Here is a 12,219-nt window from a genome sequence, read left to right as displayed (position 1 = left end):
AATCGTTATTTTTGTGCCAAACCATGACATCTTGAAAATTAATAAACACATATATTTTTTATTCTTAATGCTTACAATGCAGTTAGGAATAGCACAACAAAAAACCATAGAGATTAAAGACTCTGGTGCTTTTGGTGATATTGACGAAGAAAACTTTCCAGGAGCAAGTATCCTAACCCGAAGTGATCAAGGTCAAGTCCATATTTACCATGATGGTATTGATATGTTTTGCGACAAAGCCATATTTTATGGTAAAGAAGATTTTGTTGAAGCCTACGGAAATGTAAACATGAAGCAAGGTGACACCATAAACTTAACGTCAAAATACGTGGAGTATTCTGGTAAAACACAATTAGCATTTGCAAGTGGTGATGTGGTATTGACAGATCCTCAATCTACTATAACATCTGACACGCTATACTTTAACAGAGCAAAACAAGAATCTTATTATAAATCTGGAGGGAAAGTTGTAAGGGACTCATCTGGGACGATTACAAGTCGTATTGGTCGTTATTATATGAATGACAAAAAATACCGTTTTGTAGATAGCGTCAAACTTGTCAATCCAGATTACGAGCTTAACACAAAAACCCTGGATTACTATTCTGATAATGGTCATGCCTACATGTATGGTCCTTCAACAATAGTTGGTGATAGTAGCAAAATTTACAGCGAACGTGGTTTTTACGACACCACAAACGACACTGGCTATTTTGTCCGAAACTCAAGAATAGACTACGATAATCGTGTTATTGTTGGTGATAGTTTACATTTTGACAGAAGACTAAATTTTGCGTCAGCAACTAATAATATAATCGTTACAGACACTATTAATAGTAGTATCATTAAAGGACATTATGCAGAAGTTTATCGTGCTAAAGACTCTGTGTTTATTACCAAACGCGCTTTAGCAATAACTATCCAAGAAAAAGATAGTATATACATGCATGCAGACACTTTGATGGTTACAGGTAAACCAGAACATCGTATTACTAGAGGCTATTACAATGGTAAGGTATATAAATCAGATATAAGTGCAAAAGCAGATTCGATTCACGCAGACCATAAAACAGGACTAACACAATTAATCAATTTAAAACGATTAAATAAAGGTGATGCGTTTTCGGCTGCAAGAAAACCAATACTCTGGAATCTGGACAATCAAATGACAGGTGATACGATTCATTTAAAATCAAATCCCAAAACCGAAAAATTAGATTCACTCATCGTTTTTTATAATGCTTTTTTAATTAGTAAGGACACGATTAGTAAAGACTCATACAATCAAATTTCTGGTAAACGCTTAATTGGAATGTTTGATGATGATAATCAAATCAAACAAGTAGATATACTTAAAAATGCAGAATCTATTAACTTTAGTAGAAATGATAAGCAAGAGTTAATTGGAATAGAAAAATCAAAATCTGCAGATATTATTATCTATTTTGAAGAAAAAGAAGTTGTTGAGCTTAGAAAACTTTTACAATTTGAAGGCAAGCTTTACACAGAAGAAGATTTACCATTAAACGCTAGAAAACTTAGAGGTTTTGATTGGCGAGATGATGAACGTCCAAAATCTGTTGAAGATTTATTTAAAGACGATCCACCTTTTACACTACCTGTAATTAAAGGACTAGAAGCCTATGAAGAAGGTGAAGAGTTTTTTGGAGAGGCTTTAATTGGACGTGTTAAAAAAGCAGACGACGAAGCTGAAAAGAAAAATTTAAATAAAAAAGACGAAGCTCCTAAAGCCTCTAGGAATGTTCCTAAAAAATTTCTAAATACAAATACTAATACTCCTGCTTTACAAAAAGCAACTTCAAAAAAACAAACAGTTAATCAAAAAGTACAATCTAAGACTGATCAGGATTAGGAGTTATGAAGGATAGATTTTTTAAACACCAAGCACAAACGTCTCCATATCCTTTAGCTCTAGAAATATCACATGCTAAAGGAAGCTATATTTACGACACCAATAACAAAGCCTATTTAGACTTTGTTGCAGGTGTATCTGCATGTACATTAGGACATAGCCACCCAAAAGTAGTTAATGCCATTAAACAACAAGCAGACAAATATTTGCATGTTATGGTTTATGGAGAATACGTCCAAAAGCCAACAGTAGACTTATGTAAATTTATAGCAGATCACTTACCAGAACCTTTAACATCTACGTATTTAGTTAATTCTGGTACGGAAGCTATTGAAGGTGCTATAAAATTAGCACGACGTGTTACTGGACGCAGTCAGATTATTGCAGCCCATAACGCCTATCATGGTAATACCTTAGGATCTTTAAGTTTAATGGACTTTGAAGAGCGAAAAGCACCTTTTAGACCATTACTGCCAGATATTAGTCACATTACGTTTAATTACCAACCACATTTTAAACATATCACTACAAAAACTGCTGCAGTAATAGTAGAAACCATTCAAGGTGGAGCTGGTTTTATAGAGCCTACTAACGATTATTTAGCCAAATTAAAAGCAAAATGTCAGGACGTTGGAGCGCTATTAATTTTAGACGAAATACAACCAGGAATTGGCAGAACAGGAAAGTTATTTGGTTTTCAAAATTATAATGTTGTTCCAGACATAGTCGTTACCGGAAAAGGATTAGCTGGCGGATTACCAATTGGCGCATTTACAGCGTCTAAGGCGCATATGGATGCCTTTCAGGATGGACCAAAGCTAAGTCATATTACAACTTTTGGTGGTAACCCATTAATTGCAGCTTCGGCTTTAGCCACATTACAAGAAGTTACAAATAGTGACTTAATGTCACAAGCTTTAGAAAAAGAACAATTAATCAGGCAACACTTAAAACATCCTTTAATTACCGAAATTAGAGGTCGTGGTTTAATGTTAGCAGCAATAACTACTGCAGCAAACATCACTGACCAAGTAGTACTACAAGCGAAAAATCAAGGATTAATACTCTTTTGGTTGCTGTTTGAGCCTAAAGCAATACGTATAACACCACCTTTAACCATCAGTAATGAAGAAATTAGTAAAGGGTGTGGCATTATTATTGACTTATTAAATAAAATAACGGACTCTAATTAAAGAGTAAGTCTCTTTCAATCAATCAAAAACACATTAAAACCCGTAATTGTTGATTACTTTGTTAAAAACAAAAGTGGCAAATGCCATTTAAAAAGTAATAGAACAGTACATTTATTACAATAGAAACACCTAAACAGTGCCTATGGAGTTTAGTCAAGAAGAACCAAATAAAGTATCGCTTAGCAGATTTGAATCGATGTTAAAAACAAACAATGTGTTGTTTTTTGACTCGGACGAATTTGAAAATATAATACACCATTACCTTAACCAAGGTAAAGTATCTTTAGCAAAAAAAGCTATTAAGTTAGGCTTAGAGCAACATCCTACATCTACTAATCTTAAATTATTTAAGGTAGAAATTTATGTGTTTGAAAATAAGCTAAAAGAAGCGAATCAGTTACTAGATGCCTTGTATGTATTAGAGCCATCAAACGAAGAAATATACATTCAAAAAGCTAATATATTATCTAAAGATGATAAGCATCAAGACGCTATTAAGGTTTTAAACATAGCTTTAGATTTAGCCGAAGAATCCTCAGAACTACATTCTTTAATAGGAATGGAATATCTATTTTTAGATAACTTTGAAGAAGCTAAACAGAGTTTTATGCGTTGTCTAGAGGATGACATGGATGACTATTCTGCTTTATACAACATTATGTATTGCTTCGATTTTTTAAATGAAAATGATGAAGCAATCACCTTTTTAAATAGTTATTTAGATAAAAACCCATATTGCGAAGTTGCTTGGCACCAATTAGGTAAGCAATACTTTACTATAAAACAATACGAAAAATCTTTAAGTGCTTTTGAATTTGCAATTATATCTGACGACACTTTTGTAGGTGCTTACATTGAAAAAGGTAGAGTCCTAGAAAAGTTAAAGCGTTATAACGAAGCAATCGAAAATTACGCAGTAACCCTAGAATTGGAAGACCCTACATCTTTTGCTTTATTAAGATTAGGACAATGTCATGAAAAACTAGGTCAGATAGATTTAGCAAAACAATATTATTATAAAACTGTAAAAGAAGATCCATTACTTGATAAGGGTTGGATAGCCATTACTAAGTTTTATAACAAACAAAAAAACTACCAAAAAGCACTATATTATATTAATAAAGCGATTAATATTAATGCAGACAATGCAGTATATTGGAAGTTATATGCACAAATAAACCACAGACTAAACTTTTTAGAAGAATCTGAACGTGGCTATAAGCGAGCATTAGAACTTGGAAATTATGAGTTAGCCTCTTGGTTACAAAGAGCAGATATTTTAATTCAATTAGGAGAACCTGAAGCTGCTAGCTTAAACTTAATTCAGGCAGCAGAATTTTACCCAGAAGATGCAGAAATTGAATTTAGACTAGCTGGTATTTACTATGGTTTATTAGAAACTGAAAAAGGAAGCTACCACTTAAAAAACGGATTAACTTTTGATGCAGAACTAATATTTATTATTGAAGAAATTTTTCCAATGGTCTACCAATCTACGACCTTTAAAAACGCGTTAAAAAAGTTACATAAATCATAACATAAAATGATTTTTGCATACCTTTGGTTACCAACAAAACTCAAATTATGCAAAGACGCTTAAAAGATTACCTTGTTATTAGTTTAAAAGGAATTGCTATGGGAGCAGCAGATGCAGTTCCTGGAGTATCAGGAGGTACCATTGCGTTTATCTCTGGGATTTACGAAGAGTTAATTACAACTATAAGTGGTGTTAACCTATCATTAGTAAAGACCTTAAAAAATGATGGTTTTTTTGCCTTTTGGAAACAACTAAACGGTAATTTTCTTTTAGCGCTTTTAACAGGTATTATTATCAGTTTTGTTTCGTTTATGAGACTAGCAAAATACCTAATCGAACAACACCCAGTTTTAATATGGTCGTTCTTTTTTGGTTTAATTATAGCTAGTATCTTTTTTGTTGGTAAACAAATTAATAAATGGTCTGCTAAAACCATTATAGCATTAATTATTGGTACTATAGCTGCATTTTACATTACTAGTTTACCATCTTTAGCTAGTAATACCAACTCCTATTTTTTATTTATTGCTGGAGCATTAGCGATTTGCGCTATGATTTTACCAGGTATTTCTGGTAGTTTTATATTAGTAATTTTAGGAGCATATAAAACATTAAGTGATGCTTTTCATGACTTTGATTTAAAAAAAATAGCACTATTTGCAACTGGAGCAATTGTTGGTTTACTTAGTTTTAGCCACGTATTAAAATGGCTATTCAAAAATTACCATAATACAACTCTAGCCATTCTAACCGGTTTTATTCTAGGTTCGTTAAATAAAGTTTGGCCTTATAAAAAAACCATTTCGGTAATGGATGACGCTTCAGGATCTGTAGTCGATTTTATTGGACTTTCAGACTACCAAACGTTAAGTGTGTTTCAAAAAAACAGCTTAGATTTTGATAGCTACAAAACCGTTTTAGAGCAAAGTGTACTGCCATCAACCTATTCTCAAATTAACGCTAATACAGACGCTCAATTAGTTTTAGCAATTGGATTGATGATTGCAGGTTTTTTAACTATTTTCATTCTTGAAAAAGTAGGTAATAAAGCAAGCTAAATGCAAAACACACGCACATTTAAAGATAAACTATTCTTAATCTTAAAAGGATTAGGCATGGGAGCAGCTAATAAAGTTCCTGGTGTATCTGGTGGTGTCGTGGCATTTGTTGCAGGTTTTTATGAAGAGTTTATACACTCCTTACAAAAGGTAAATGGCACTGCTTTTAAATTACTTTTGAAAGGACGCTTCAAAGCGTTTTATCATTATATAAATGGACGTTTTTTAAGTTTACTATTTTTTGGAATGATAGTAAGCTATTTTAGTATTTCAAAAATCCTAGACTACCTTATTACGCACTACCAACTCTATGTTTGGAGTGTCTTTTTCGGGATGATTATAGGTTCGATTTATTACATAAGTAAGGATTTTAAAGATTGGAAAACCACAACATATTTAGCTTTAATTATTGGTGCTGTTTTAGGAATAGGTATTAGTTTTCTAGATCCTGCTACAGAAAATGATAACCTGATATTTGTTTTTTTCTGCGGAATAATTAGTGTTTCAGGAATGACATTACCTGGCTTTTCAGGATCATTTATCTTAATATTATTAGGCAATTACGTCTTACTATTAGTGGACTCTGTGAATGCTTTATTTGATACTTTTTCTGAGGTACTAATTGGTGATTTTAGCTTTACTGCAAATATAGAACGTCTTAGGATGTTAAAAGTACTAGCAGTCTTTACATTAGGCTCTGTAGTTGGTTTGGTAACTTTTTCGCATGTATTAAATTACATTTTAAAACATTATAAAAATGTCACGTTAGCATCAATTATAGGTTTTATAGTAGGATCTTTAGGTGTTGTATGGCCATTTAAACATACCATATTTAAAACAAAATCTACAGGCGAATTTTTAGTAGATTCTAGAGGTCAAAAAATAATTGAAAATTACGAACGTTACTTACCTGAACTTAATACCGAAACTATAATCGCATTATGCTATACCATAGTAGGAATAGCAATCGTATTAGCATTAGAAATATATGGACAAAAAACAAAGGAATCACATGCGTAACTATGGATTAATTGGTAAAGATATCTCCTACTCTTTCTCTCAAAACTATTTTTCAATAAAATTTAAAGACGAAAATATTACTGATGCTAAATACCAAAATTTTGACATTCAAAATATTGAAAATTTTAAATCAAACATACTAACAACCAAAGGATTATCTGGTCTTAATGTTACCATCCCTTATAAAGAAAGTATTATTCCCTTTTTAGATTCATTAGATAAAAAAGCAAAAAAAATTGGTGCAGTAAATACTATTAAATTCACTAAAAAAGGACGTCTTAAAGGCTACAATACAGACATTTATGGTTTCAAAAAAAGTATCAAACCACACATAAAAAAACATCATAAAAAAGCTTTAATTTTAGGTACAGGTGGAGCCAGCAAAGCAATTGCTTATGTTTTAAAACAACTAAACATTCAATTTCATTTTGTATCAAGACAGCAGTCAAAAGCAGTTAGTTATACCTATGACACGTTAACGGAAGCTATTATTAATGACCATCAAATAATTATAAATTGCTCGCCTGTTGGGACGTTTCCTGATGTAAATGAAGCACCAAATATTCCATATGGTGGACTTTCTAAAAAACATGTTTTATTCGACTTAATTTATAATCCATCACAAACGGTTTTTTTAAAACATGGCAAAAACCATGGTGCTACTACTATAAATGGCTATGACATGTTAGTGTTTCAGGCAGAAAAATCTTGGAAAATCTGGAATAAAAATCTTTAAACTAAGAGTTAATCAACAAATTATTGGTAGTTTTTCAACTTGTCACTATCTTTAAAAGCTAAATACATAAATATCAACTAAAAACATTTTAAAAATGTCAGAGCTAGATAACCTGCAAAATGCAGATGGAACGAAAGAAAACACTGAAAACGTACAACCAGAAACACCACAAGAAGTAACTTCTAAAGTAGAAGATAACGATGATGTTTTAAATGAAATTGAAGATTCTAATGCAGAAGATGCTGAAGATGAAGGTAACGTTGACAGACACAACATTGAAGATAAAGATTACGAATCGCTTAATTTAGAGCAATTGGTTATCGAACTTGAGCGTTTGGTTAAAAACGAAAAAGTACAAGCTATTAAAAAACATGTAGATGCCATCAAAACAGAATTTGACAAGCAGTTTCATGAGCTTTTAGACGAGAAAAAAGAAGAGTTTTTAAGTAATGGTGGTAATGAAATTGACTTTAGATATCACACACCTATCCAACAAAGCTTTAAAGATAACTATAAAGATTATAGACAACGCTTAAGTGGTCACTACAAAAATATTGAACAAAACCACAAGCAAAATCTTACTAATCGATTAGACATCATAGAAGGTATTAAAGCATTAACAGAAGATGCTGAAGACTCTATGAACACTAAATACAAAAAGTTTAAAGAGTTACAAGACCAATGGAAAACTGCTGGTCCTATACCAAGAGATAAATATAACAACGCTTGGAATAGCTACCATTTTAATGTAGAACGTTTTTACGATCTACTACATTTAGACAGAGATTTGCGTGATAAAGATTTTGAACATAATTTAGAGCTTAAAACTAAAATTATCGAGCAAGCTGAAGCATTAGCTAATGATGAAAATACCAACAGAGCCTTTAGAGAACTTCAAAATTTACATAAGATTTGGAAAGAAGAACTTGGACCTGTAGCTAGAGAACATAGAGAACCAATTTGGGAACGCTTTAAAGAAGCAACTAAAAAAATTAACGCTAAGCGTCAAGATTACTTTAAAAATTTGGACACTGTTTATGAGCAAAACTTATTAAATAAACAGGCGATAATCACGCTTATTGAAGAAAAAGCAAGTGAAAAAATCACGAATCATAGTGGTTGGCAAAATAAAATTAAAGAAATTGAAGCCTTAAGAGAAGAGTTTTTTAAAGCAGGTAAAGTACCTGTTAAAGTTAACGAAGCAACTTGGGCTAAATTTAAAGAAGCTGTAAGAGGTTTTAATAGACGTAAAAACGAATTTTATAAAAGCTTAAAAAAAGACCAATACGATAATCTAGAGAAAAAACTAGAATTAATTAAAATTGCTGAAGACAATAAAGACAGTGAAGATTTTCAGGCAACAACACAGTTGATGAAAAAAATTCAAGGCGATTGGAAACGTATTGGACATGTCCCTAGAAAAGATAGTGATAAAATATGGAAGCAATTTAAAAGTGCTTGTAACCACTATTTTGATCGTATTAAAGAACAACGTAATGCAGCTAGTGCTGAAGAGGAAGAGGCTTTTACACAAAAAGAAGCCTTACTATCTGAAGTTAAAAACTTAACACTTTCTGGAGATCAAAAAACGGACTTAGCAACTATAAAAACACAAATTAATAGCTGGAAAACTTTAGGTCGTGTGCCACGTAATAAGAGACAAATAGAAAGCGACTTTAATGATACACTTGATGGATTATTTAAATCTTTGGACTTAAATAAAACGGAAGCCGAGTTGATAAAATTTGAAAACAAGTTAGATCAATTATCTTCTGGTGATGACAGTCGCGCTATTGACAATGAGCGTTTTTACATCCAGAAAAAAGTAGATGAAATTAAAGGTGAAATTATTCAACTTGAAAATAATTTACAATTTTTCTCAAATGTAAAATCAGATAATCCATTAGTTAAAGAAGTGCATAAAAACATTAAAAAGCATAAGGATGATTTACAATTATGGGATACAAAACTTAAAAAAATTAAAGGATTGTACAATTAATAAAATCTAACTAATTTTAAAATTAAAGTTGCTATAAATATTACACATGTAATAGATTTAGCAACTTTTTTTTGCTTTAGTTACACTTACAAAAACTAAATAGAGTTTTATAAATAATAACTTTGTACTTACTAAAGTATATGGTTTTAAATTAGTAAATTACTAATATGAAAATAAACCTATTATCCTGCGACGCAATTAGACCTGATAAAAAAGGAATTGCTAATTGTATCGAAGCTATTGCAATAGATATTAATGCAGCACAAGCCTTTCAATTTACAGAAATCTTATTAGAAGGAGATCCTATAGATTTTGATGTAGATGACAAAAACTCAGGATCTGCTTTAAGAGCCTTGCGCAAACTGGATATAGATTATCAAATATTAGATTAAAAACATTAGTAATAAAGTATACCAATTATGACCTACGGTATTAACGCTAAATCCTTTGCCAATAAGGACGCTTCAATCACTATAAAAGAGACTTCAATACAATTTGGTACTACACCACAATCTAACGATACACTTGCTAGTCCTGCTGATTTATTTTTAAGTGCTTTTGCTGCTTGTATTTTAAAAAATGTACAACGTTTTTCTGTTTTAATGAAATTTGAATACACTTCCGCAGACATTACAGTACAAGGCGTACGTCTAGACAAACCACCAAGAATGGATCAAATAGACTATCAATTAATAATAGAGACTACAGATAAAAATCTAAACGTGAACTTGCTGAAAAAAAATATTGAAAAATTTGGAACCATTTATAATACCGTTAAATTAAGCTGCGATATAAACGGAACCGTTACCACAAAAGCATAAATCCATTAACAGACAACAATTCTAAGATTAACTTTATGTAAACTAATACATAATTGAGATATAATTTATTTGAATGTTTAAATATTAATCGTAACATTGCAATGAATTAATTAATAATAGAATTAATTTAAATATCAAAAAATATATTAGCCATATAATACAAACTGTTTTTTAAAATCAACTTACAATGAAGTCTAATACACAGCCTATGCTATTTGAAGACATAGAAAAAACAATTAAGCAATTAAAACCTGATACCATTTCTGAATCACGAAAAGAAGTATTACAACCTTTGGCAGATTATATACAATCAAAGGTGAATAATAACCAAGACATCCGTATTAATTTTATTTGTACACATAATTCTAGACGCAGTCATTTATCACAAATTTGGGCACAAACAATAGCCAGCTACCTTGCTATTAAAAACGTATTTTGTTACTCTGGTGGTACGGAAGCAACAGCAGTTTACCCAATGGTTATCAAAACATTAAACCAATCTGGGTTTAAAATAAAGGCTCTATCAAACGATAAAAATCCAATTTATTCAATCAAATATTCTAATAACGAACATCCAATTATTGGTTTTTCAAAAACATTAGATGACGATTTTAATCCGCAATCACAATTTGCTGCAATTATGACTTGTAGTCAAGCAGATGGTGGTTGTCCATTTATTGCTGGTGCTGAGAAACGTATACCTATTACTTTTGAAGATCCAAAAGCATTTGATAACACACCTCAACAAGAAGAAAAATACAACGAAAGAAGTTTGCAAATAGCAACTGAAATGTTTTTTGTTTTCTCTCAAATAAAATCATAAAAATGGCTACAAAAAAATTAAGTTTTCTAGATAAAAATCTAACGCTATGGATATTTGTAGCAATGATAATTGGTGTTGGACTTGGGTATTTTATACCAACCTTTCCAGATATTATAAATTCCTTTAGTAGTGGATCTACAAATTACCCAATTGCAATTGGTTTAATTTTAATGATGTATCCACCATTAGCAAAAGTTAATTACGCTTTATTACCAAAGGTTTTTAGAAACACTAAAATATTATCAATTTCGCTTATTCTAAATTGGATTATTGGACCTGTTTTAATGTTTATTTTGGCTATTACGTTTTTAAAAGACTATCCAGAATATATGGTTGGGTTAATTTTAATTGGATTAGCACGTTGTATTGCAATGGTATTGGTTTGGAATGATCTTGCAGAAGGTAGTAGCGAGTATGGAGCAGGTTTAGTCGCTTTAAATAGTATTTTTCAAGTATTTGCTTATAGTTTTTACGCTTGGCTTTTTATAACCATATTACCTCCTTATTTTGGATTTGAAGGTGCCATCGTAGATATTTCAATAGGTACCATTGCAGAAAGTGTCGCTATATATTTAGGAATCCCTTTTCTTTTAGGGATTTTAAGTAGACAAATTTTAGTAAAATTAAAAGGTGAAGATTGGTATACTAATACATTTATACCAACAATATCTCCTATGACTTTAATTGCACTATTATTTACAATAGTCATTATGTTTTCGCTAAAAGGTGAGTTAATTGTACAAATACCAATGGATGTTTTAATTATTGCAGTACCATTACTTATCTATTTTTTACTAATGTTTATTATCGGATTTTTCTTTACAAAAGCTTCTGGTGCAGAATATGATAAAACCGCTTCTGTTGCTTTTACTGCTGCTGGTAATAATTTTGAACTAGCTATTGCTGTCGCTATTGCTGTTTTTGGACTTAATTCTGGACAAGCTTTTGCTGGTGTTATTGGTCCTTTAGTTGAAGTTCCTGCGCTGATTTTATTAGTGAGAGTCTCTTTCTGGCTACGAAAAAAATATTATGGACACGCTACTTTGTAAAAAGACGTATAACGCAGTAAATAAATAATTACTTAACAGATAATTACAAGTAATAAAATAAAAAAGCACAATCTAAAGATTGTGCTTTTTCTATATTATATAATACTACT

The 12,219-nt window shown here is 31.2% G+C and carries 11 protein-coding genes; all 11 read left to right on the top strand.

Annotated features, from left to right (window positions below):
• Positions 1–76 precede the first annotated feature (76 nt).
• The 11 genes from B2989_RS02695 to arsB all read left to right on the top strand — a co-directional run bounded on the left by B2989_RS02695 (position 77) and on the right by arsB (position 12,109).
• Positions 77–1,873, top strand: coding sequence for an OstA-like protein (locus B2989_RS02695; RefSeq protein WP_292943763.1), 1,797 nt, complete (start codon positions 77–79; stop codon positions 1,871–1,873).
• 5 nt (positions 1,874–1,878) lie between these two features.
• Positions 1,879–3,066 carry an aspartate aminotransferase family protein gene (locus B2989_RS02690; protein WP_292943760.1) on the top strand — a complete coding sequence of 396 codons (1,188 nt, stop codon included), beginning with the start codon at positions 1,879–1,881 and terminating at the stop codon, positions 3,064–3,066.
• A 142-nt stretch (positions 3,067–3,208) separates the two neighbouring features.
• A complete protein-coding gene (locus B2989_RS02685) occupies positions 3,209–4,603 on the top strand; it encodes a tetratricopeptide repeat protein (RefSeq protein WP_292943757.1) in 1,395 nt (464 codons plus the stop codon).
• Positions 4,604–4,650: 47 nt separating this feature from the next.
• A complete protein-coding gene (locus B2989_RS02680) occupies positions 4,651–5,661 on the top strand; it encodes a DUF368 domain-containing protein (protein ID WP_292943754.1) in 1,011 nt (336 codons plus the stop codon).
• The gene (locus B2989_RS02675; protein WP_292943751.1) at positions 5,662–6,681 is read left to right on the top strand and encodes a DUF368 domain-containing protein; all 1,020 of its coding nucleotides are present in this window, start codon (positions 5,662–5,664) and stop codon (positions 6,679–6,681) included.
• On the top strand, positions 6,674–7,417 hold the full coding sequence (locus B2989_RS02670) for a shikimate dehydrogenase family protein (RefSeq protein ID WP_292943748.1): 744 nt from the start codon (positions 6,674–6,676) through the stop codon (positions 7,415–7,417). Before B2989_RS02675 ends, B2989_RS02670 begins: the two co-directional genes overlap by 8 nt.
• A gap of 94 nt (positions 7,418–7,511) precedes the next feature.
• Positions 7,512–9,416, top strand: coding sequence for a DUF349 domain-containing protein (locus B2989_RS02665; RefSeq protein ID WP_292943745.1), 1,905 nt, complete (start codon positions 7,512–7,514; stop codon positions 9,414–9,416).
• Positions 9,417–9,583: 167 nt separating this feature from the next.
• Positions 9,584–9,808 carry a hypothetical protein gene (locus B2989_RS02660; protein ID WP_145000449.1) on the top strand — a complete coding sequence of 75 codons (225 nt, stop codon included), beginning with the start codon at positions 9,584–9,586 and terminating at the stop codon, positions 9,806–9,808.
• Positions 9,809–9,835: 27 nt separating this feature from the next.
• A complete protein-coding gene (locus tag B2989_RS02655) occupies positions 9,836–10,237 on the top strand; it encodes an OsmC family protein (RefSeq protein ID WP_292943741.1) in 402 nt (133 codons plus the stop codon).
• A gap of 187 nt (positions 10,238–10,424) precedes the next feature.
• On the top strand, positions 10,425–11,060 hold the full coding sequence (locus B2989_RS02650) for a low molecular weight phosphatase family protein (RefSeq protein ID WP_292943738.1): 636 nt from the start codon (positions 10,425–10,427) through the stop codon (positions 11,058–11,060).
• 2 nt (positions 11,061–11,062) lie between these two features.
• The gene (gene arsB, locus B2989_RS02645) at positions 11,063–12,109 is read left to right on the top strand and encodes an ACR3 family arsenite efflux transporter (RefSeq protein ID WP_292943735.1); all 1,047 of its coding nucleotides are present in this window, start codon (positions 11,063–11,065) and stop codon (positions 12,107–12,109) included.
• Positions 12,110–12,219 lie beyond the last annotated feature (110 nt).

This window comes from Olleya sp. UBA1516 (assembly GCF_002323495.1).
Taxonomy (GTDB): Bacteria; Bacteroidota; Bacteroidia; order Flavobacteriales; family Flavobacteriaceae; genus Olleya.
This window is presented reverse-complemented; position numbering and strand designations above follow the sequence as displayed.

What these genes read in the sequence shown, in the direction of transcription:
- B2989_RS02695 (WP_292943763.1), top strand. Translation starts at nt 77, where the DNA reads ATGCAGTTAGGAATAGCACAACAAAAAACCATAGAGATTAAAGACTCT.
- B2989_RS02690 (WP_292943760.1), top strand. Translation starts at nt 1,879, where the DNA reads ATGAAGGATAGATTTTTTAAACACCAAGCACAAACGTCTCCATATCCT.
- B2989_RS02685 (WP_292943757.1), top strand. Translation starts at nt 3,209, where the DNA reads ATGGAGTTTAGTCAAGAAGAACCAAATAAAGTATCGCTTAGCAGATTT.
- B2989_RS02680 (WP_292943754.1), top strand. Translation starts at nt 4,651, where the DNA reads ATGCAAAGACGCTTAAAAGATTACCTTGTTATTAGTTTAAAAGGAATT.
- B2989_RS02675 (WP_292943751.1), top strand. Translation starts at nt 5,662, where the DNA reads ATGCAAAACACACGCACATTTAAAGATAAACTATTCTTAATCTTAAAA.
- B2989_RS02670 (WP_292943748.1), top strand. Translation starts at nt 6,674, where the DNA reads ATGCGTAACTATGGATTAATTGGTAAAGATATCTCCTACTCTTTCTCT.
- B2989_RS02665 (WP_292943745.1), top strand. Translation starts at nt 7,512, where the DNA reads ATGTCAGAGCTAGATAACCTGCAAAATGCAGATGGAACGAAAGAAAAC.
- B2989_RS02660 (WP_145000449.1), top strand. Translation starts at nt 9,584, where the DNA reads ATGAAAATAAACCTATTATCCTGCGACGCAATTAGACCTGATAAAAAA.
- B2989_RS02655 (WP_292943741.1), top strand. Translation starts at nt 9,836, where the DNA reads ATGACCTACGGTATTAACGCTAAATCCTTTGCCAATAAGGACGCTTCA.
- B2989_RS02650 (WP_292943738.1), top strand. Translation starts at nt 10,425, where the DNA reads ATGAAGTCTAATACACAGCCTATGCTATTTGAAGACATAGAAAAAACA.
- arsB (WP_292943735.1), top strand. Translation starts at nt 11,063, where the DNA reads ATGGCTACAAAAAAATTAAGTTTTCTAGATAAAAATCTAACGCTATGG.